We start from the raw sequence: 21,433 nt of genomic DNA, 5'->3' as shown, positions 1-21,433 counted from the left end.
CTGTGATCCTAGCTTTTAAATTTCCTTTTTCTATCTCTTTAGCTGTTGATACTGATTGATTAACAGCAGTAGCATCTTGATTAGCAGTGTCTTGTATCTTTTTGATGTTTTCGTTTATGAGTTGTGCCATAACGCCGAATTCATCTTTAGAATTTATATATATAGGGTCTGCTTTATTTGTCTTATAGTTAAGTAGATCAAAGAAAGATAGTAGGCCTGTTTTTAGTTTGAGGATGATTTTTAAAAGATATGAAGATAGATAAAGTGAGAGTAATAATCCTAAAATAAGCACTACTACAAGCACTCCGACAGATGCATATGCAAGCGAGTTTAGATCCTCTAAAAGCTCGTCTTTATCAAGCTCACCGATAAGATACCAGCCCATATTTTTGATATATTTTGAGCCAATCAATAAATTTCTGCCATCTTTTTCTAGTGAGACATAACCACCATTTTCACTGAGAAGTCTTTTGAGATTTGCATCGCCGACTATATCTTTTAGGTTCCCGCTTACGTCTTTACCGATCTTGATGTCGCCTTTTTCATCGACTAGTAGAAATTTACCGCCACGACCTATCTTTTGTGACTGGACAAAATTTACTATCTCGCTTAAATTTACGCCAGTTGCTGCGATGCCATAAAATTTATCATCTTTTTGAACTTTGTAGTTTATATACATCATTATCTTGCCGCTGCCGTCTTCAGCCTTGTTGATGTCGATTAGGCTTGGGCTGCTGCCATCTTTTAAGGCGTAGTACCATTTGTCATTTTCTGGATTAATGACCTTTAAAATTTTATCTTCGACGTAGTAGTTTAGGGTTCTATCTGAGCCAAACATTATTGTATCTAGCTTTAAATTTTTAGCAAGAGTTTGAAAATAGTCAAACAAGACCTTTCTACCGTGCTCGTCCTCGCCATTTTTGACCCAGTCTATTAAAAAGCTATTTTGAGTTATCTGATAAGAAGCGTCGATTATCTTATCAATGTAAGATTCTATTTTATAACCAACTTCATTGACAGCAAGTGGGAATTCTTTACTTTCGACCCTGTCGGTATATAAATTTTTAGCCATGTTATAGGTCACAAGACCAACCACACTGACACAAACCAAAAGCATGACACTTAGCACAAGTGCCGTTCTCATCCTGAGTGACTTCATTGCGTTCTCCTTAAATTAAATTGACAATTTTATTACAATATATTTAAATAATATTAAATTTTATAAATTAGAAATTTGTGATATTTTTTGCAAGAAGCATTTTTGCCTCTTGCAAATTTATATTAGGATTTATTTTTTAAGGTCGTATTTAGCGAGCATTTTGTCAAATTCGCCAGACTTTTGTAGCTCTTCGATCGCAGTATCTATCTTTTTGATAAGATCAGTATGTTTGCCCTTATCAAATGCCATCGCAAAGCCCTCTGTGCCGTCAGGAAGTCTTAAAAACTCCTCTAAGTCTGGATTTTGTTTTAAAAACTCAACACCTATTGGGCTATCAGTAAGCACAACATCGATTTTGCCGGCATTTAGTGACATTATAGCTGCCGCTACATTTTCAGCTGGGATTGACTGAGTTGTGATATTTTTAGCTGCCTCTTCTTGAAGTGTGCCAACTTGAGCTGAAATTTTCTTATCCTTAAGGTTGTCTTTATTTACATCTGAGCCTTTTTTGCGGATAAATAAATTCTCTGAAAAATAATATGGCTTAGTAAAATCAACAGACTTTCTTCTCTCATCAGTTGCACTCATGCCGCTTATCGCGATATCGATCTTGCCTGTTTTTAAAGCAGGTATTAGCCCATCAAAACTCATATTTGCAATGTCAAATTTTATCCCAGTTTTTTTAGTGATCTCATTTAAAAGATCGATCTCAAAGCCAACGATTTGATTTTTATCATCAAGATACTCAAAAGGAGGATAATCAGCACTTGAACCCACCTTATAAACTACCTCTTTGCTAGCTTCTGGCGCATTTGTAGCGGTTTTTTTGCCACTATCATCACTACAACCTATAAAAAACAGGGCTAACCCTAACGCTAGAACTTTTAATAAATTTTTCATTTTACTCCTTATTAGTGATTTAAAATTTTACCTAAAAACTCTCGCAGGCGCTCGTGCTGCGGATTTGTAAAGACATTTTTTGGTGTGTCATCAACTGCTATCTTGCCTTTATCCATAAAGAAAATTCTATTTGCCACGTTTCTTGCAAAGCCCATCTCGTGAGTTACAACAAGCATCGTTATGCCCTTTGCTGCGACATCTTTCATGATATCAAGCACCTCGCCGATCATCTCAGGATCTAGCGCACTTGTTGGCTCGTCAAATAGTATCACCTCCGGCTCCATTGCAAGGCTTCTAGCGATTGCTATACGCTGCTTTTGACCGCCTGAGAGCTTATGCGGGTAGGCAAATTTCTTATCGCTTAGCCCAACGCTCTTTAGCAGCTCATCTGCCCTCCTCTCAGCACTCTCTTTATCTAAGATCCCAGCTTTTATCGGAGCTAGAGTTAAATTTTGCAAGACGTTTTTGTTTGCAAAAAGGTTAAAGTGCTGAAACACCATGCTCACTTTTTGGCGAATTTTATTTATGTCTGATTTTTTATTGAGGATATCTTTGCCATTTATCTTGATATGCCCGCTATCTGGCTCTTCAAGGCGGTTTATACAACGTAAAAATGTACTTTTTCCACCGCCACTTGGACCAATTATCGCTATGACTTCACCCTTTTTGATATCAACACTAATATCATTTAAAACACGCAAATCGCCATAGCTTTTGTTTAAATTTTTAATCTCAATCATGGCGATTTAGTCTCCTCTCAAGTAGTTTCACCAAAAGAGTGAAAAATTTAACGCTCACATAATATACAATGCCCGTAAAAATAACTGGCTCTGGGCTGTAAAAGACCGCTTGAAGGCTCTTACTTTGCATCGTAATATCAACGACGCTTATGTAGCCAACGACTGAGGTCTCTTTAAAAAGTGAGATAAACTCATTTGCAAGTGCTGGCAAGATATTTTTAGTAGCTTGTGGGAAGACTATCTCACGCATCGAAACGTAGTAGTTTAGCCCCATCGCCCTAGCTGCCTCCATCTGACCTTTATCGACGCTATTTATGCCGCTTCTTACGATCTCGGCTACGTATGCAGAGCTATTTAAGCCAAGTGCGATCACAGCGACGTAGAAGTTATCGCTCCAAGTGGCAAAAATCACCACAGAAAATATTAGAAGTTGAAGTATTACAGGCGTTCCACGCAAGATGTCGATATACTCATCTATGACGAAATTTAAGACCTTGATATCTAAAAATTTAATAAAAGCTAAAATAAATCCAAGTGTGATGCCTATAGCGATACCACCTATCGTAAGGCCAAGTGTTACTCCGTAACTTTTGATATATGCGATCTCTTGCGCCTCACTAAGATCTCTTGGATAGAAAAAGTATGTTCCAAGTGAGACGATTATTATAAAAAATAGAAATTTGGCTAAATTTTGAGCGTTCAACTTCGTCCTTTCTTTAAAATGTAGCCTTAAATGATACGAAAAAAAATATATCATTTTGCTTAAAATTTTTTAAGGAATAAGCCAGCTCATTGAAATTTAAATGAATTTATAATAACATAAGCGTTTTATTTTATTTGAAAGGAATTTTATGAGCTTTGGGTCTTATTTAGCCATCGCCATCTATTTTGGTTTCTTGCTCTTTATCGGACGATATTTCTACGATAAAAACGCAAGTATGAACGAGTATCTACTGGATAACCGCCAAATGGGTCCAGTCGTCACCGCACTTAGTGCTGGCGCTTCTGATATGAGTGGTTGGATGCTACTTGGCGTGCCCGGGGCCTTATACGCAACTGGCGTTGCAAATGTCTGGATGATAGCTGGTCTTATCGTGGGAGCTTACTGCAACTACTTATTTCTAGCAAAAAGACTTAGGGTCTATACTGAGGTTGCAAGCGACAGCATCACGATACCTGATTTTTTAGAAAACCGCTTTAAAGATAGGACGAAAATTTTAAGGATCATCTCAGGTCTTATCATCTTGATATTTTTCACACTTTATGTAAGTAGTGGCATCATCGCTGGTGGCAAGACTTTTGAGAGCTTTTTTGGCTTAAAATTTGCATACGGAGCGGTCTTTACGCTCATAATCGTAGTCTTTTACACATTTTTTGGCGGATTTAAGGCTGTTAGCATAACTGACGCATTTCAGGGGCTTTTGATGTTTTGCGTCCTAGTTTCGATCCCAGTCGTGGCATATCTAAATTTAGACCTGCCAAGCGATACAAATTTGATAAAAGAGATAAGCAGGCTTGATGCAAATCACCTAAATCCATTTAGAGACCAGACTTTTTGGGGCATTTTGGGCCTTCTAGCTTGGGGCTTTGGTTACTTTGGACAGCCACATATCATCGTTAGATTTATGGCGATACGCGACTCAAAAGAGCTTGCAAAGGCAAGAAGGATCGGCATCGGCTGGATGACGATCGGCCTATTTGGTGCTATCATGAGCGGACTTATCGGCTTTGTCTATTTTAGCCAAAGAGGCGGACTAAGCGATCCTGAGACAGTGTTTTTAAAACTTGGTGAGCTACTTTTCCCACCATTTTTTATAGGCATTATCATCTCAGCCGTGCTTTCAGCGATCATGAGTACCATCTCAAGTCAGCTCTTAGTCACTTCAAGCTCGGTCACAAAGGACTTTATCTTTGCCTTTTATAAAAAAGAGGTGAGCCAAAGCACACAAACAGCGATCAGCCGCTACGCGGTCGTGGTCGTAGCGCTAATTGCCACAGTGCTTGCCTTTATCTCGACAGATAACGTTCTAAACGTCGTTGGCAACGCTTGGGCTGGATTTGGCGCGAGCTTTGGTCCGGTGCTGCTTTTTAGCCTTTACTGGAAACGTATGAGCGCACTTGGAGCGCTTGCTGGCATGATAGCTGGCGGTGCGACCGTAATATTTTGGATAACATCAGGACTAAATGCCTATGTTTATGAAATTTTACCTGGCATTTTAACCTCAAGCCTAGCCATCATCATGGTCAGTATCTGGGGCGACGCGATAAATAAAATGACTAGCGAGCCACACGAGCAAGTGATAAAAGATGAATTTGAAAAGATGAAGACAAGGCTTTAAATTTAAGCAAGGTGGCTAGCTTTAGCCACCATCAAATTAATTTTAAATTTCAAACTTCTTAAAACTAACCCTTGGATTTATAGTTAGCTTATCATGCGAGATAAACTCTTTTTTTAGGTATTTTTCTCGACCAGCTCTTGCTATCATCAGCGCGTTATCAGAGCAAAACGCAAGTGGGGCTAGCAAAAGTTCACACTCATTTTTTTGGCAAAGAGTTTCAAGCCTTTTGCGTAAATTTAAATTTGCGCTCGCTCTGCTAAGCATGCCAAAATGTTTAAATTTTATAAAATCAAATTTTATACTTTATCCCCTTTTTCAGTTTTCTTATCAAAAATCTAGCAGGGTGTAGCTCAAAAAATAGCGATCTTTCTATGCAAAGTGGGCGTGCAAGCACAAGATCCGTTATCAAATTTGCTCCAAGTATCGCTGTGCCAAGGCCACGTGAGCCGTGAGCGAAATTTACAAAGAGATTTTTTTCGTAGCTTGCTTTTTTGTTGTTATCTTTATTTTTACTCCAAAATAGCCCTTTGTAGTTTTGCTTGTAAAACTCCTCATCGTGCAGGGCGCCAATTATCGGAAACCTATCTCCACTGTAACTTCTATATCCCACACGTGAGCCGATGATAGTGGCTTTTGTGGTGTCAAAAAACTCGCTCACGTCGCTTAAATTTTTAGCGTTATCCTCGTCTTTAGGCGTGTCGCAAATTTCATTTCTAGCGTAGGTTGCGCCGATGACTTGCACGCCTTTTACGGCTGGGCAGATGTAGCCTTTTGTGCTTAGTGGTAGCTCATTTTTTAGCACTGGTTTTAGGTGCGTGACTTGGCCGCGGACGCTACTTATTTGCATGTCGTAACCTTTAAATATCTCGCTACTCTTGCTGCCTGTGCAAAAGACCAAGATATCAGCCTCCAAGCTTTTTTTATTTTTAAATTTAACGCTTATCTTGCCATTTTGCAGGTGCGTCCTGCTCTCATACTCGTGGTTAAATAAAATTTCAAAGTTACTTGATAGAAATTTACAAATTTCTCTTGGTCTAGCATAAGCCGCCTCTTTTATAAATATCCCAGGATATGGCTTTAAGCTCTCATCAAATTTAAAAAGATCCTCCGCGCTTTGATCCTGCCACGAGGCATATCGCTTGACAAGCTCATCATCAAATGCATAGTCGATGCAGCCATTAAATTTGATGAGACTTTTTGGCAAATTTGCCTTGTAAAATCTCACTGCTTGCAAAAACGCATTTATGTGCATGCGGCCTAAATTTACCCCAGGCTTCGTAACTAGTGGCATCAAGGCGCCGCAGTGGTTGCCTGAGCCATTTGTCGCGACCTCGCTCTTTGCCTCGGCGATCACCACTTTAAAGCCATTTTTGGCTAGCTCTCCAGCAGTGGCAAGTCCAGCCACACCTGCTCCTATAACAAGCGCTGTTTTGCCTTTTACGCTGGCAACTGGCTCGCACCTCGCAAACCAAGCATCCTTTAAATTTTCATCCTTTTTCTCTAGCACGGCGCTGCTCATCTGGCGTTTTCTAGCATAGCCCTCTTTTAGGCTCAGTAAAAAGCCAGCATTTTTTAGCCCTACTTTTACCATTTTTGCGCACGAGTAGGTTCTAACTATGGTGCCAATCCTGCTTAGCCTTGCGATCTGCTTAAAAACCTCTTCGCTCCAGATCGAGCCATTTTTGCTTGGGGCAAAGCCGTCTAAAAACCAGATATCAGCACTAAAATCAAGTTCAGGCAAAATTTGATCTGCCTCGCCGTAGCAAAGATCAAGGGTGATGTTTGGGGCGAAATTTATGCGGTGTATGCCTGAGATTAGCAGTGGATAGAGTGAAACTAGCTTTTTAGCATAAGCTTTAAAAATGCCTAAATTTTCATAAATTTTTAAAAGATCTTCTTTTTTGATAGGACTTTTTTCGATGCTAACGAAGTGAAGTTTTTTGGGGCTAGCTTTAAATTTCTTACAAAGTGTGAAGAAATTTAGCCCAGCACCAAAGCCGGTCTCAGCGACTATAAAGCTATCTTTGCTCTGCCAAATTTCATCAAGTGCGCTCGCAAAGACAAATTCGCTCTCAAGCCAGGGTTTTTCGGTGTTAAAGTAGATGTCGCCAAACTCTTCGTTAAATGGAATTTGCCCTTTAAAGCTTAAATTTGCATTTGTCATCTATTTTTTGCGAAATATCCATCTATGCCGTTTGCAATGCCGTTTGCAAGGGCTTTTTGATAGGCCTCATTAAATAGTTTTTCGCCCTCGACTGGATGTGTGATGTAGCCGATTTCTACAAGAACCGCTGGCATAAGAGCGCCCACGAGTACCCAAAATGGCGCCTCTCTCACGCTGCCGTCGCTGGCTGCATATACCTTTCTAGCGCTTGCTAAAATGTCCTTTTGGATGTCAATACCAAGCTTGTTTGAAGCGATGATCTTCTCGCGGTTTAGCACGTTTAGAAACGTCTGCTGAGAAAAGTAGTTCATCTCTTCGATGTCTGATTTATTTTCAAGTGCGGCTGCGTTTTTACTGCGCTCGCTTCTTGCAGGTGATAAGAAAAATGTCTCGATGCCGTGCATACTCTTTGCTTTTGTAGCGTTTGGAGCGGCGTTTGCGTGGATCGAGACGAAGAGGTCAGCCATCTTGTCGTTTGCAAATTTAGTTCTTGATCTTAAATTTATAAAAACGTCAGTTGATCTGGTGAAATAGACCTTGTAGCCACGAGATTTTAGTATCTCTCCAAGCTTTTTGGCTACACCTAAAACGGCTGTTTTTTCTTGCAGTTTTCCATTTACAGCGCCTGGGTCTGTGCCACCATGCCCTGGGTCGATGACGATCGTTTTGTTGCGTGAAAACTTACCCGCCGCAACTGGAGGTAAAGGCTCTTCTACTGGCTCACTCTGCGCTGGCTCAGACTTTAAATTTGGCTCTACTGCGCTTTGTGCTGGCTTTTCATTTTTATTTTTAAGCTTATGAAGTGGCGCTCTTACATTTTCATTTGAGATGAAATTTTGAGCGCTGATTATTAGCAAGTCCCCAGTTGCATTTGCCTTTATCGTCTTTTGCACCTTGTCAGAAAAAATGATCCTAACGGTGTTTTTGTCATACTGAGAGATGTGGATGTAGTCTGAAATGAAATTTTTATATGTTAGTGGGTTGCCATTTAGCCTGCCATCGATGTCCATGATGTTTTTGTAGGCGTTTTGCTGTTTTAAAAACGATGTTTTTAGCTTTGCGGTATCTAGCTTTGTGTTAAATTTAAGCACCAAGGTGTCATTTACCTTTGTAGCGCTTAGTAGCGTTAAAGCTGGCGAAACCGCTGGCGCGCTGGCACCTTTTACGCCGTTTATCGCATTTAGGTCTCTTATATATGCACTTGAGTCAAAGCCAAGCGCCTTTGAGCTTGTTATTAGCCTAGTAAGTGCCTGCTTTTTTGTGTTTTTGTCGTTTTTGATGATCGCATCAACGTAGATATTTTTTATATCGTTGTGAAGCTTGATCTTAGCGCTTCTATTTAGAGCCATAAAATTTCTATCAAATTTTGCAAAAGTCTCCGAATTTGTCGCCGCAAAAAGAAAGCTAAATGCTAGAAAAAGAGATATTAAAACCCGTTTCATTCACCATGTACCAGCTTATGCATTAGCTCTTTTACGCTTATTAGCTCTTTTAGTTTGTAGCCGTTTGCTCCCGTGAAAAATAGCCCACTCTCCTTTTTGCCGCTATATGCGTCAAATAGCCTATCTGCGATGCAGTATCCCACCTGCTTTGCCTCTTTGCCTCTTTGGCAAGGGCTTACGCAGTTGCTTATGCATTGGATCTTTGGACCCATTCTTTTATCGACTAAATTTATCAAATTTGTTCTTATCCCGCGAGCTGGGTAGCCAACTGGACTCTTTATAAGCTCGATGTCTTTTTCTTCAGCTGCTAGTATGACCTCTTTAAAGCCGATGTCTGCGTCGCACTCGTGTGTGCCGATGAAGCGTGTGCCCATTTGAACGCCATTTGCTCCAAGCGATATCGCCTTTTCGATGTCGTTTTTATCCCAAATTCCACCAGCTGCGATGAGAGGGAAGTCGCCCCACTCTTTGATCTCAGCTTTTACTTGTGGGATGAGGTTAAATAGTGAAAACTCAGGATCAAGGCACTGCTCGTATGTAAAGCCCTGGTGGCCGCCACTTAGTGGTCCTTCAAGCACGACAGCATCTGGCAAGCGCTCATATCGTTGAAGCCAGCGCTTACAGATGATCTTTAGTGCTTTTGCGCTTGAGACGATCGGCACAAGTGCTATCTCTTTAAAATTTTGTGTAAATTCAGGTAAATTTGTAGGCAGACCTGCACCAGAGACTATGATATTTATACCAGCCTCGCAAGCGTCTTTTACAACCCTTGCGTAGTCGTTTGCAGCATACATTATATTTACGCCAAGTGGCAAGTCACCGCAAATTTTACGTGCATTTTCTATGACAGCTCGAAGGCCTCTTGTAGAGTAGAAATTTTCACTTCCAAAAGGCTTTGCGTTTAGCTCTTTATCTATAAATTTGCGGTTTTCATAGTAGCCTGTGCCAACTGAGCTAATTATGCCAAGACCGCCTTCTAAGCTCACATTGCCAGCTAGTTTGTCCCAGCTGATGCCAAGCCCCATACCGCCTTGAAATATCGGGTATTTTATCTCGTATTTACCTATTTTTAACGGCTTTAACTCCATTTATTCAACCTTTATCTTCGCAAATTTACGCTTTCCAACCTGCAAGATATACTCGCCTGCTCCTAATTTTAACTGCTCATCACTAATTTTTTCTTGATTGATGCTAACTGCGTTTGCTTTTATATCTCGCCTTGCTTGAGAATTTGACTCACTTAGCCCACACTGAGATAAGGCTTCAACTATCCAAACTGGAGCTTTTAAGCTAAATTCTTTCATATCTGTTGGGAGCTGATTTTGAGAGTGCACGCTATTAAATTCAGCCATAGCAGCCTTTGCTACCCCCTCGCCGTGATACCTCGCTGTTATCTCATAAGCAAGATCCTCTTTTGCCTTTTTTGGATGATATTTGCCACTATTTACGTCATTCATCAGCTCTTCTATCTCGCCAAGTGTTTTTGTGCTTAGTAGCTCGTACCAGCGCCACATAAGCTCGTCACTTATGCTAAGCGTTTTTGCAAACATATCATTTGCATTTTCAGTTACGCCGATGTAGTTGCCAAGGCTCTTACTCATTTTATTTACGCCATCAAGCCCCTCAAGAAGTGGCATCATGATGACAGCTTGCTCTTTGCCGATATTATATGTTCGCTGCAAGGTTCTGCCCATTAGAAGATTAAATTTCTGATCTGTGCCGCCCATTTCGATGTCACACTTCATAGCAACGCTATCATATCCTTGAAGAAGCGGATACATAAACTCAGAGATTGATATAGGATTGCCCGCTTTTATCCTCTTTTCAAAGTCATCTCGCTCTAGCATCCTAGCTACTGAAAATGTGCTAGTTAGCTCGATCAGCCCAGCAGCGCCAAGCTCATTTGACCATTTTGAGTTAAACATTATCACGGTTTTTTTAGGATCTAAAATTTTAAAAACTTGCTCTTCATAAGTTTTAGCATTTTTTAAAACGGTCTCTTGATCTAGCTTTTTTCTAGTGGCTGATTTGCCTGTTGGATCGCCTATTTGAGCGGTAAAATCGCCTATTAAAAACTGCACGATAGCACCATGTTTTTGAAGCAAAGCCATCTTGTTTAAAACGACTGTGTGACCTAGGTGAAGGTCTGGAGCTGTTGGGTCAAAGCCTGCTTTTACGTAGAAATTTTCGCCTTTTTCATAATAATTTTTAATTAAGCTTTCAACTCTCTCAGCATCGATCATCTCAGCAACGCCGCGGTTTATCTCTTGTAAAATATCATCTATATCTTGAACCATTTTTCTCTCCTAATTATGATATGGGTCGCTTTGCGAAACAAAATCAATAATCTTATATCTATCTTTGATCTTCTCTTTGATCTCGTTTGCATCTATGTTTTCTGCTATTTCGACGCTTATTTCAAACGTATCTCCGCTAAGATCATTTGCTTCGTTTAGCGAGATTGTAGCTAAATTTATATCAAGTCTAGCAAGATATGTTAAAAATTCAGCCAACGCACCTTTTCTGTTTTCTAAATTTAATAAAATTTTATACCTATGTGGGGCATTTCTCGTCCATTTGACAAAGATGATCTCATCGCCTTTATCCATGAGCTTACCAGCGCGCTCGCAAAGCTTGTGATGCACTGTCACGGTGTGACCATTTTTAAAGCCAACTATGCTATCGCCCCTTTTTGGATTGCAGCAATAATCAAACTCGACATTTGAAATTTTGTGATTTGAGTAGATCACTATGTTTTCAAATTTTTGCTTTTTGATCTGGTATTTGTCGCCCAAAGAGATCATAAAAGGGCGCTCCTTTCTAATGTATTTTTTAAGCATATTTGCCACTTCTTGCAAATACTCGCTATCAGTTGCCGCGCGAAAGACCTTTTTGCCTAAATTTTCACTCTCTACCCACTCTAAAATTCTATCTTTTGAGACATTAAATACTGATTTTAAGATATCTATCGCCATTTTGTAGTTTATATCTTTGATCTTTTGCTTGCAAAATGACCTTATCGTCGCCTTTGCCTTGCCTGTTCGCACGCTATTTATCCACGAACAGCGAAATTTAGCCTCTTCGCCAGTTACTATCCTAACGATATCGCCATTTTTTAGCTCTGTTAGAAGCGGCATCCTAACGCGGTTTATATAAGCCTCTTTTGCGTAAAGTCCGATCTCTGAGTGAATCTCATAAGCATAATCAAGCGCCGTAGCACCACGTGGCAATGTAAAGACCTCTCCCTTTGGAGAATAAACTGCGATATCTTCGATATAAAGGCTATCTTTTGCGTATTCATAAAGCTCTTCGACGTTGCCCTCGTTCTCGCTATTTTGCATGCTGATGTCATTTAGCCAGTCAAGCTTTGGATTTAAGAGGCTGCCCTCGCCGTTTTTATATTTCCAGTGCGCAGCAACACCGTATTCAGCGGTTTTATGCATATCATAAGTGCGAACTTGCGCCTCAAAGATGCTTTTGTTATCAAAAATGGTTGTGTGTATCGTTTGATAGCCATTTTGCTTTGGAAGCGCGATATAGTCTTTAAATCTAGAAATTAAAGGGTTAAAGTTTATATGTAAATTTCCAAGTGCCAGGTAGCAATCAAGCGGCTTTTGCACGATGATCCTAATGGCAAGCAAGTCAAGCACCTCTTCGATAGAAATGCCCTTTCTTTGCATTTTTAGATAGATCGAGTAGTAGTGTTTTATGCGTTTTTGTATCTCAAAAGTGCCCTCGATAAAGCCATTTTCAAGTAAAATTTGACTTACCTTTTCGTGAAAAGCATTTAGTTTTAGGCTAAGCTGCTGCTTGTTTTTGTTTAAGTAGCTATCGATCTTGGCGTACTCTTCTGGCATCGCATACTTAAAGCTTAGATCTTCAAGTATGTTTTTGATCGATGAAATTCCCAACCTATGAGCGATCGGAGCATAAACCATAAGCGTCTCTTCAGCTATACGTTTTTGCTTTTCAGGCCTTAGCGCTTCAAGCGTTAGCATGTTGTGAAGTCTGTCGCAAAGCTTTACGACAAGGACTCTGACGTCTTCTATGGAGATTAAGAGCATCTTTCTAAAAGTTAGCGCCGAGCTTGCCAGTTTTTCGTTGCTATCTGAGCTTGCAAGCTTATTTTCTCTAATGGCAACTATCTTTGTAAGCCCTTCAACTAGCTTTGCAACCTCATCGCCAAATTCAGCCTGAAGCTCACCTAACGTTACGTCGGTATCTTCGACCACGTCATGAAGAAGTGCGGCTATGACCATACTTTCATCGCCACCCATGTTTGCAACGATAGAGGCTACTAAGATGGGGTGGATGGCGTATGGTTCGCCGCTTTTTCGGTATTGTCCAGCGTGAGATGTGACGCAGCTGTCGATAGCTTTGTCTAAAATTTCACTTCTTTCACAAAGAGAAAAGAGCAGTTTTATCGCTTCTGAAACGTTTTTACAAGCTAAAATTTGCTCGATTAACTGCTCTAAAAAAAGACTATTTTCCTTCAACTATTGCCTCTAAGCCTATTTTGCCCTCAGCCACTTCAAGTAGTGCGATGTCAGCAAATTTCATCTTTGAAGTATCAACATCGACTAAAGCTATAGCACCATTTGCTAGCGCTTCTGCACGCTTTGCAACGATAAGTGAAAGCTTATATCTGTCATCTCCTACTTGTTTTAGCGCTCTTGCTGTGATTTGTTCTGTTCTCATTTTTATCCTTTTTGAAATTTATTTTACAACTGAGTATAGGGCCGCTTCTTCTTCATTTATTATTTTTAATAAATTTCCAGCCTTAAACATATTACAAACTAAGATCGGCAGTGCGTTGTCTTTTGCTAAAGCTATGGCAGTGTCGTCCATAACCTTGATGTCATCGCTCATCGCCTTTTCGTAGTTTAGCGATTTTAAAAGTTTTGCATCTTTGAATTTTTTAGGATCTTTGTCATAAACGCCATCAACTTTTGTCGCTTTTATGATCATATCTGAGCCGATCTCGATAGCTCTTAGCGTGGCTGCTGTATCTGTTGTGAAGAATGGATTGCCCGTGCCTGCAGCAAAGATGACAACTCTGCCCTTTTCCAAATGGCGCTGCGCACGTCCCACGATGAAAGTCTCGCAGATCGCCTCCATCTTGATCGCGCTTTGCACTCTTACTTCAAGCCCGCTTCGCTCTAAAGCTTCGCGCATCGCGATCGAGTTGATAACAGTTGCTAGCATGCCCATGTGATCGCCACTTGTTCGCTTGATGATACCATCTTTTGCAGCGCTCACACCACGCACTATGTTACCACCGCCTATTACGATGCCAACTTCGATCTCATTGTCGATGAGTTCTTTTATCTCGCTTGCTATAAATTTAAGCACAGCTGTGTCTATACCAAAACCATTTTCTCCAGCCAAGGCCTCGCCTGAAAATTTGACCAATACGCGTTTTCTCTTACTCATTGTCATGCTCCTTGAAATTCACGCATTTTAGCCAAAAAGGCTTTAAATTTAGCTAATAACGATTACAAAGTGACTATTTTGAGATCATTTCAAGCGGGTCGATATGGTAGTTTCTTTGCGTTACTTCAAAGGTTAGATCGTTCCTTACCCTACCTATAACATAGCCTTTTTGCACGACTGAGCCGACCTTTACAGTTGGCGCGATCTGACTTAGGTGGGCGTAGATCGTGTGGATGCCGTTTTCGTTTTCTATGATGACGACGTTTTCAAGCATCGGAGTAGCTTTAGCAAAGACCACCTTGCCATTTAGCACGCTTTTAACCTTCGCATCTGGCGTGGTTGAGCGAAGTATGACTGACTCGTTAAAAATTTTGATGTTATATATTGGGTCTACGTAGTTGCCAAATTTTTGCTTTACGGTGTAGCTATCAAGCGGAGCGATCGTCCTTGCGCCTGAATATCTCTTAACTGAGCTTGTCTGATAGCCTCCGCCCATTGGCTGGCTCTTTTCGCCCTTTTTGCCACCTTTGCTAGCTGCTCTTTCTTGCTTTTCTCTGGCAGCTCTGGCTGCTTCATCCTCTTGCTTTTGCATGATAGCAAGCTGCTCAAGTGTCTTTCTTAGCTCGTCTTGTTGGGCTTGAAGTTTGGCTAGCTTTTTGCTGTAAATTTCTTTATCACGTTTTAGCCCGTTTATTGTATTTTTCTGCGTGCTCTCTAGGCTTTGTAGATCATTTTGCTTGCGCCTATAGTTTTTTATGCTTGAGTTTATCTCATTTATCTTACTTGATTTGTTTTTTATCTTTTCTATCGTATCTTCGTAGTTCTCACTAAGCCTTTTAAAGTCCTCTTTTGCTATGGCATTTAGCTTGGTTAAAATTTGCGATGAGATGATGCTCTCTTCACTTTGTTTGCCCTCGCTTGCAGACATCATAAGATCAAATGAAAGATCTTCTGCGATGATCCTTATCATATTTTGCTCTAGCTCTTTTTGGGTGCGCTCTAGCTCTTTGTTTTGCTTTGTTAGATCATCAAGCTCAAGAAGCGCTTTTGAAGCATTTGTCTCAAGAACTGAAATTTGACCTTTTAAATTTGTGATATCGCCGCTTATGCCGCGCAGTTTTTTCTCGCCATTTACGATATCGCCGGCCAAGTCATCAAGCTTTTTACTAAGCTGCTCACTCATGGCCTGCGTCGATCTTAGCGAGTTTTTGGAGTCTTTTATCTTCTCTTTAGTATTTGATGCAAAAGCTAGACTAAAAGCTAGCAAAAGTGTAAAAATTCCTTTTTTCATATCGTGCTTTTTCTAGCCTTACTCATCACTAAACTAACAGCAAAAATGCTTAAAACCACAGCCACGCCAAATAAGATAAATATATCTCTTGAAAGATCGAGGCTAGGCAAGACTACATCGATGCTTGCGGCATTTTCTCTAAAAATTTCAATGCTAGGCAAGAAAAAGAAAAATGCGCCAACAACAATGGTCGCAACTATGCTATCAACCATGGCTGATTTATAGAGCATGGCTGATTTTAGCCAAAATGGCGCGCCAAAAAGCGTCATTATTTCAATGCGCTCTCTATGCTCAAATAGCCAAATTTTAGTCTGTTTAAGCATAAGCATAAGCCCTACAACACAAAGTATCGCCATAAATGCATACGATATACTTTTAGCTAAATTTAGCATCTTAAAGACCTTGTCATGGGTCTTTGAAAATGTCTCGACCTTGCTTATACCATCAAATTTCAAAAGCTTTTGCTTTATCTCCTCCATATACTCTGGTGATGGAAATTCACTTAACCTTATCGAGTAGAATTTAGGCAAGGCATTTTGAAGGATAGATAAATTTTTAGCTGAGATGTCGTTTGATAGGCGATCTATTATCTTTTGTGGGCTTAGTGGCTCGACGCTAGCTAGCGTGCTAATCACTGGCTTTAGCACTGGCTCACTTAGCTCTTTGTTTGAGACCACCACGATGTTGTAGTCATTTCCCATAAGCCTCTCATACTCTCTTACGATCTTGTCTGCTGTGAGGCTAAACTGCACTGAAAATAAAAGCGCGATTAACGGCAATATAAATCCAAGGTGGTTTTTAAGCGATCTCATGCACGCCTCCATTTTCTATGACGAAGTGGCGGTATGGGATGCGAAGCGTTGATGGGATGTGATGCGTCACCACAACGACGCTTGTACCTAGAAATTCTCTGGCTGATTTTAAAAGCGACCAGATAACGTCGCTTGAGTATTCGTCTAAATTTCCTGTTGGCTCGTCACATAAGAGCAAATTTGGATTGTGCGCGAGTGCTCTTGCCATGGCAACCCTTTGCTGCTCGCCGCCGCTTAGCTCACGAGGATATTTATCAGCTTTGTGAAGCATATTTACATGTTTTAAAAGTTTAGCCACCTGCTTTTTGCTCACATTTTGATTGACGCCTTTGATGATGAGGGGCAGCATGACGTTTTTTTCGACGTTCCACTCATTTATCAAGCGGTAGTTTTGAAATATAATACCAACTCGCTGTCTAAGCTCGCAAAGTCTTTTGTCATCGATATCGTCCATTTGCGTCATGCAGACATTTAGCTCGCCAGCTAGGGGCGAAATTTCTCCGTAAAATGACTTTAAAAGCGTGCTTTTTCCGCTTCCGCTCTTGCCTGTAATAAAGACAAAGTCATTTGCGTAGATGTCTAAATTTACGCTATTGATCACAACCTCGTTGCGCTCATAAGCTAGGCTTAAATTTCTTGCACTAATTATCTCTTGCATCAGCCAAATACTCCTTCAAAAGCTCGTGTGCTGCTAAATTTTCACGTATTAATATCGGTTTTTTTATAAAATATTCGCTTTTCTCATCGCTTATTTTGATAAAACACTGCTCTGGTTTGTTAAACGCTCCAAAGGCGACTTTTAGCAAAATTTCACCCTCATTTATGGTGTAAATTTCCTCAAAATGTAAAAAATGATCCTCTTTTTTGATGATGAAATTTTTAAAATTTTTAATTATATTTTTTACGTTTGTCTTTTCTTTAAAACTAAAATCCCCAGCCAAAACGCTCTCGCTACTTTCAACCTCACAAATATAAATAACGTCGTAGATATCCTTATCTTGGCGTCTCCAGCGGTCTTCATACTTGCTAGTTACTTCTAAATTTCTATTTTTAAAAGCTTCGATTTTTGAGTTTGTGGGCTCTAAAAATTTACTCAAACTAAAGTCGCAATACTCCTTGCTATCAGTCCGTAGCTCAAATTTACCACCAGCTTTTAGTATCCTCTCGCACTCAAGCGCAAAGGCCGTTGAGACAACGCGTCTATGCTCAGCCTTATCCCACGGCACCGGAAAGTGCAAAAACACTCTATCAACTAAATTTGATCCAACAAGTGAGAGCAAAAGCCTTGCGTCAGTGTTTATGAGACGCACATTTTCTAGGCCATTTGCCCTAGCTAGCTTTGCTACTTGCTCGATGCTTGGCTTATAGACCTCTATGCCGATAACTAGGGCTTTTGGATTGTTTTTAGCCTGATAGAGCAAGTGCCTGCCAGAGCCAAAGCCGATCTCTATAAAAATCTCTTTAAATTTATCCTTTAGCTCGCAAAATGCTGGCACAAACTCTTCAAGGCTTAAAATTTCACTAACTTTTTTGGTCAAATTTGTCTTTTTGACGGCAAATGCTTGGCTGATGATACCGTTACAACTTTGCTCTTTAAAAAGCTCAAGTGCCTCTTGCAAAAGTCCAACTTTAGCAGGCTTTGTGAGCTTTTCTCCCTTTACGACGGTGCCATTTTTGCCGCCTTTTACGACTAGAAAAAAGCCTTCATCTTCATTTTTTGTGTAGATGAGCCTCTCGTTTCGGCCATTTGCCTGCCAAAGAAATTTGATCTTGTCGTTACCAAATGGAAACGAGAGCTCTTTTAAGGACGAAGCGATGAAATTTGGCATTATTTTATGCTAACTTCTGCTTTTGATGACTTATCAGAGGCGATGCCGTATTCATCGACTGCTACGACGCTGTAAGAGTAGCTAGCTCCTTTTTGAACGCTGTCATCTCTAAGCCCAGTATCACTTATACCGCTAAAGACTTTCTCGCTAGCACCGCTTCTATAAACCGTATATGAGCTAGCTCTATCAACTGCACTCCAGCTTACATTTACGCCGCTACCATCGTAGCTAGCGCTTATGCTTGGAGTTTTTGGTGCGCCAAGTGTGCTACCAACGATCGGCTCTTCTTGCTTTAAGCTCTCAAGACCGTCTTTATCGACAGCTGTCACTCTATAATACCTTGTCGCTGCGTTTGTATTTATGAGATCCTCATAGGTGTTACTAGTCGTTTTTGCTAGGTATGTGTAAGGCAAAATTTTACTTGTCGTTCTATAAACCTTAAAATAAGCAAAATCCTCAGCCGGCGCGTAATCCCACGTTAAGATGATCTTTTTTGGCGCGTTTTTAGTCGCTTGGACATTTGTTACTGATTTAGGGTAACTCCTTTGTTGTGGCGCTTATATTTTGGCTTGGTTTTGAGATGACGCCTGAAGAAGTTTTAACTAAGATCCTATACTCATAAGACCTGCCAGGTTTTACATCAGTGTCGATATACTCGGCATTTAGTCTGCCATTTACCTCTGCTACTTGGCTAAATTTATTAGCTCCTGCATCGCTTCTTTGGATGATGTAGCTAGCTACTGTGCTATCAGGATGTGGTCTCCAGATCACTTTTACACGGCCTGGAAGCCCAGTGATAGCTTGCGCAAATGGCACAGAGTCAAGTAGTGGCTTAGTTGTCGCAGTTGCGATCGCACCTGGTTGAGAGATGGCGTTGCTTGAGTAGGTTCTCATCTGATATGAGTAAGTGGTCTCTGGAGCTAGGTCGCGATCCACGTAGTGCGTAGCAAAGCGGTCTTTTATGTTTGCAACTAGTTGCATTTTTGAGTTTGCATCGTTTGGATTTGAGCGGTAAAGATAGTAGCCAACGACGCTCTCGTCGCTCACTGGGTTCCACTCAAAGCCAACTTCTGTCATATCTGAAATGGTTTTTAAGCTTGTAATCGTTGGTAGTGACGTGCTTTGCTGAGTTGGTACGCTAGAGCCGCATCCCGCTAAGAAAGCTACTAAAAATGGTGTCAATATGCGTAGGGCAAATTTTTTCATCAAAAATCTCCTTGGGAATTTTTTTGTAAATTATTTGGTTAAAGTCATCATACGTTTTTGCGGTAAATTCTACCCTTTTGCCAGTTCGCGGATGGATAAAATAGAGCATATAAGCGTGAAGCATAACCCTGCTTATTTTATCGCCTTGGCTCTTAAATCCGTATAAATCATCGCCTAAAATGTGGCGATTTATGCTAGCAAGGTGCACTCTTATCTGGTGTGTCCTGCCTGTAAAAAGCTTTGCTGCTATCAAATTTACACCGCCTTCACTTAGCAAATTTACAAAGGCGCTTTTGGCAAATTTAGCGTCTGCGACGATCGCTTTTTTTAGGCGGTTGTTTGGATTTCTGCCGATTGGCTTGTCGATGATGACGTCCTCTTTTAGCGGTAGATCAGTGAGCGCTAGATAAATTCGTCCCATGCTTTTATCGCTTAGCTGCTCGCTTAGTTTTGCGTGGGCGAAGTTGTTTTTAGCAACGACGATAGCGCCGCTCGTGCCCTTATCTAGGCGGTGGACGATGCCAGCTCTTACGTCGCCGTTTAAATTTGAGAGCATAAAGCCCTTTTTGTTTAGCCACTCAACAAGTGTCGCCTCTTTGACGCTTGGGGCTTGGTGAACGACGATTTGCGGGGGCTTGTTTAGCACTATGAGATCGTCGTCTTCATAGATGATCGGGATGTCAAAATTTACTTCGTACTCGTTTTGCACCTCTTTTTTTGGGGCAAAATTTACGCAAATTTCATCGTTTTCGCTCAGTAAAAAGCTTGGTTTTGAGATAGGTTTTAAATTTACGCTTACAAGGGAGTCTTTTATCAAATTTAAAGCTTGATTACGTGAAATTTGAAGCTCATGTGCTACTGCAACGTCGAGTCTTGAGCTATTTAAAACATTAAATTTAACCAAAATCAAAGCCTTGTTTGTGATATAATCTAGCCCAAAAATTAAGGTTTGCTTCTTGATAAAACTAGATCGGCGTATTTTAACACATTTTGATTTTATTCAGCCGTTTTTAATCATCCCAATCATAGCCATCTCATACATCCTAGTCTCCGAAGCAAACGACATTTTGGCGAACAAACAGCTTGTATATTTTGGCATCGGATTTGTCTCATTTTGCATCGCATTTTTACTGCCTATTAGACGCATCGACTGGATCATCCCGATGTTTTACTGGGTCTGCATCGTGCTGCTTTTAAGCGTTGATATATTTGGCGTTAGTAAGCTTGGAGCTAGGCGCTGGCTTGAAATTCCATTCGTTCACTTCACGCTTCAGCCCTCAGAGCTCATGAAGCCAGCCTTTTTGCTGATGCTAGCCTATCTAGTTAAGCAGCGCCCGCCAGAGGTCGATGGGTATGGGCTAAAAGACTTTTTAAGACTTAGTTTTTACATACTTTTGCCATTTGCGCTCATCATGAAAGAGCCTGATCTTGGCACCGCGCTCATACTTTTGATAGTTGGCTACACCATCCTTTTTGTCATCGGCGTAAATAAGAAAATTTGGATCTGCATCATCCTTGCCATAGGCTTTTCGGCGCCAGTTTTGTATGAAAATTTGCATGATTATCAAAAAAAGAGGATCCACGACTTCATCGCCGAAGAGCCAAGCTACCACGTCAAACAAAGTATCATCGCCATAGGTAGTGGCGGACTAAAAGGCAAACCAAAAGACGAGGCTACGCAAACGCACTTTAAATTTTTGCCAATCGCCACTAGTGACTTCATCTTTGCCTACAATATCGAGCGTTTTGGCTTTTATGGGGCGTTGCTTTTGCTTGGGCTTTATGGAGCGCTTATAACGCACTTACTTAGCCTAAACTACGGGCTTAAGAATGATTATTTCACGCAGGTGACCGCCACTGGCATAGCCGCGCTCATCTTTGTCTATGTGGGGGTAAATGTCTCGATGACGATCGGCTTTGCGCCGGTTGTGGGCGTGCCACTGCCATTTTTTAGCTACGGCGGAAGCAGCTTTGTCACCTTCATGGTACTTTTTGGGATACTGCAAAATCTGCTAACGTTTAGGTTTGATCAGACCTACCGCTCGGTGAAATTTAAATTTTAAAATTTGTGACCACAAACTAAAAATATTTAATTTTTTTACAAAAATGTTCAAGCGA

20 protein-coding genes and 1 pseudogene are annotated in these 21,433 nt (G+C 40.7%); 2 read left to right on the top strand and 19 right to left on the bottom strand.

Annotated elements, in window-relative coordinates; genetic code table 11:
- The 4 genes from FZ945_RS09420 to FZ945_RS09405 form a co-directional block, all read right to left on the bottom strand.
- On the bottom strand, nt 1-1,159 hold a 1,159-nt coding region (locus FZ945_RS09420; RefSeq protein ID WP_148804128.1), incomplete at its 3' end, for a cache domain-containing protein.
- Between the two features lie 129 nt (nt 1,160-1,288).
- Nucleotides 1,289-2,059: a basic amino acid ABC transporter substrate-binding protein gene (locus FZ945_RS09415; RefSeq protein WP_148804095.1), complete on the bottom strand. Its 771-nt coding sequence runs from the start codon at nt 2,057-2,059 to the stop codon at nt 1,289-1,291.
- 11 nt (nt 2,060-2,070) lie between these two features.
- Entirely contained in the window at nt 2,071-2,799 is a 729-nt protein-coding gene (locus tag FZ945_RS09410) for an amino acid ABC transporter ATP-binding protein (protein ID WP_148804093.1), read from the bottom strand.
- Nucleotides 2,792-3,502 (bottom strand): amino acid ABC transporter permease, encoded by a 711-nt coding sequence (locus FZ945_RS09405; protein ID WP_012140157.1) that lies wholly within the window; start codon nt 3,500-3,502, stop codon nt 2,792-2,794. The genes FZ945_RS09410 and FZ945_RS09405 overlap by 8 nt, the downstream gene beginning before the upstream one ends.
- A gap of 148 nt (nt 3,503-3,650) precedes the next feature.
- On the opposite strand from FZ945_RS09405, the gene putP reads away from it, so the two are divergent.
- Complete coding sequence (putP, locus tag FZ945_RS09400; protein WP_148804091.1) at nt 3,651-5,138, top strand: sodium/proline symporter PutP; 1,488 nt, start codon at nt 3,651-3,653, stop codon at nt 5,136-5,138.
- A gap of 42 nt (nt 5,139-5,180) precedes the next feature.
- Here putP and FZ945_RS09395 read toward each other — a convergent pair.
- The 15 genes and pseudogenes from FZ945_RS09395 to FZ945_RS09325 form a co-directional block, all read right to left on the bottom strand.
- Nucleotides 5,181-5,417, bottom strand: a pseudogene (locus FZ945_RS09395) (tRNA (adenosine(37)-N6)-threonylcarbamoyltransferase complex transferase subunit TsaD); the annotation flags it as partial.
- A 10-nt stretch (nt 5,418-5,427) separates the two neighbouring features.
- Nucleotides 5,428-7,302, bottom strand: coding sequence for a bifunctional tRNA (5-methylaminomethyl-2-thiouridine)(34)-methyltransferase MnmC2/FAD-dependent 5-carboxymethylaminomethyl-2-thiouridine(34) oxidoreductase MnmC1 (gene mnmC / locus FZ945_RS09390; RefSeq protein ID WP_148804089.1), 1,875 nt, complete (start codon nt 7,300-7,302; stop codon nt 5,428-5,430).
- A complete protein-coding gene (locus tag FZ945_RS09385) occupies nt 7,299-8,744 on the bottom strand; it encodes an N-acetylmuramoyl-L-alanine amidase family protein (RefSeq protein ID WP_148804087.1) in 1,446 nt (481 codons plus the stop codon). The genes mnmC and FZ945_RS09385 overlap by 4 nt, the downstream gene beginning before the upstream one ends.
- On the bottom strand, nt 8,741-9,832 hold the full coding sequence (locus FZ945_RS09380; RefSeq protein ID WP_103615368.1) for a nitronate monooxygenase: 1,092 nt from the start codon (nt 9,830-9,832) through the stop codon (nt 8,741-8,743). The genes FZ945_RS09385 and FZ945_RS09380 overlap by 4 nt, the downstream gene beginning before the upstream one ends.
- The gene (gene tyrS, locus FZ945_RS09375) at nt 9,833-11,041 is read right to left on the bottom strand and encodes a tyrosine--tRNA ligase (protein WP_148804085.1); all 1,209 of its coding nucleotides are present in this window, start codon (nt 11,039-11,041) and stop codon (nt 9,833-9,835) included.
- Nucleotides 11,042-11,050: 9 nt separating this feature from the next.
- Nucleotides 11,051-13,240: a RelA/SpoT family protein gene (locus FZ945_RS09370; RefSeq protein WP_148804083.1), complete on the bottom strand. Its 2,190-nt coding sequence runs from the start codon at nt 13,238-13,240 to the stop codon at nt 11,051-11,053.
- Nucleotides 13,227-13,442, bottom strand: coding sequence for a DNA-directed RNA polymerase subunit omega (locus tag FZ945_RS09365; RefSeq protein WP_021092120.1), 216 nt, complete (start codon nt 13,440-13,442; stop codon nt 13,227-13,229). The genes FZ945_RS09370 and FZ945_RS09365 overlap by 14 nt, the downstream gene beginning before the upstream one ends.
- A gap of 18 nt (nt 13,443-13,460) precedes the next feature.
- The gene (gene pyrH / locus FZ945_RS09360; RefSeq protein ID WP_004317255.1) at nt 13,461-14,177 is read right to left on the bottom strand and encodes a UMP kinase; all 717 of its coding nucleotides are present in this window, start codon (nt 14,175-14,177) and stop codon (nt 13,461-13,463) included.
- Nucleotides 14,178-14,250: 73 nt separating this feature from the next.
- A complete protein-coding gene (locus tag FZ945_RS09355; RefSeq protein WP_148804081.1) occupies nt 14,251-15,468 on the bottom strand; it encodes a murein hydrolase activator EnvC family protein in 1,218 nt (405 codons plus the stop codon).
- Entirely contained in the window at nt 15,465-16,280 is an 816-nt protein-coding gene (locus tag FZ945_RS09350; RefSeq protein ID WP_148804078.1) for a cell division protein FtsX, read from the bottom strand. The genes FZ945_RS09355 and FZ945_RS09350 overlap by 4 nt, the downstream gene beginning before the upstream one ends.
- The gene (locus FZ945_RS09345) at nt 16,267-16,938 is read right to left on the bottom strand and encodes a cell division ATP-binding protein FtsE (protein ID WP_004317228.1); all 672 of its coding nucleotides are present in this window, start codon (nt 16,936-16,938) and stop codon (nt 16,267-16,269) included. Before FZ945_RS09345 ends, FZ945_RS09350 begins: the two co-directional genes overlap by 14 nt.
- The gene (trmB, locus tag FZ945_RS09340) at nt 16,922-18,109 is read right to left on the bottom strand and encodes a tRNA (guanosine(46)-N7)-methyltransferase TrmB (protein ID WP_148804077.1); all 1,188 of its coding nucleotides are present in this window, start codon (nt 18,107-18,109) and stop codon (nt 16,922-16,924) included. The genes FZ945_RS09345 and trmB overlap by 17 nt, the downstream gene beginning before the upstream one ends.
- Nucleotides 18,109-18,522, bottom strand: coding sequence for a fibronectin type III domain-containing protein (locus FZ945_RS09335; RefSeq protein ID WP_004317176.1), 414 nt, complete (start codon nt 18,520-18,522; stop codon nt 18,109-18,111). Before FZ945_RS09335 ends, trmB begins: the two co-directional genes overlap by 1 nt.
- 118 nt (nt 18,523-18,640) lie before the next feature.
- The gene (locus FZ945_RS09330; protein ID WP_187153557.1) at nt 18,641-19,315 is read right to left on the bottom strand and encodes a fibronectin type III domain-containing protein; all 675 of its coding nucleotides are present in this window, start codon (nt 19,313-19,315) and stop codon (nt 18,641-18,643) included.
- The gene (locus FZ945_RS09325) at nt 19,248-20,219 is read right to left on the bottom strand and encodes an RluA family pseudouridine synthase (protein WP_148804075.1); all 972 of its coding nucleotides are present in this window, start codon (nt 20,217-20,219) and stop codon (nt 19,248-19,250) included. Before FZ945_RS09325 ends, FZ945_RS09330 begins: the two co-directional genes overlap by 68 nt.
- Nucleotides 20,220-20,271: 52 nt before the next feature.
- On the opposite strand from FZ945_RS09325, the gene FZ945_RS09320 reads away from it, so the two are divergent.
- Nucleotides 20,272-21,378 carry an FtsW/RodA/SpoVE family cell cycle protein gene (locus FZ945_RS09320; protein ID WP_021088649.1) on the top strand — a complete coding sequence of 369 codons (1,107 nt, stop codon included), beginning with the start codon at nt 20,272-20,274 and terminating at the stop codon, nt 21,376-21,378.
- Nucleotides 21,379-21,433 lie beyond the last annotated feature (55 nt).

It is taken from the genome of Campylobacter concisus, assembly GCF_902460535.1.
In the GTDB taxonomy this organism is placed as follows: Bacteria; Campylobacterota; Campylobacteria; order Campylobacterales; family Campylobacteraceae; genus Campylobacter_A; species Campylobacter_A concisus_AS.
This window is presented reverse-complemented; position numbering and strand designations above follow the sequence as displayed.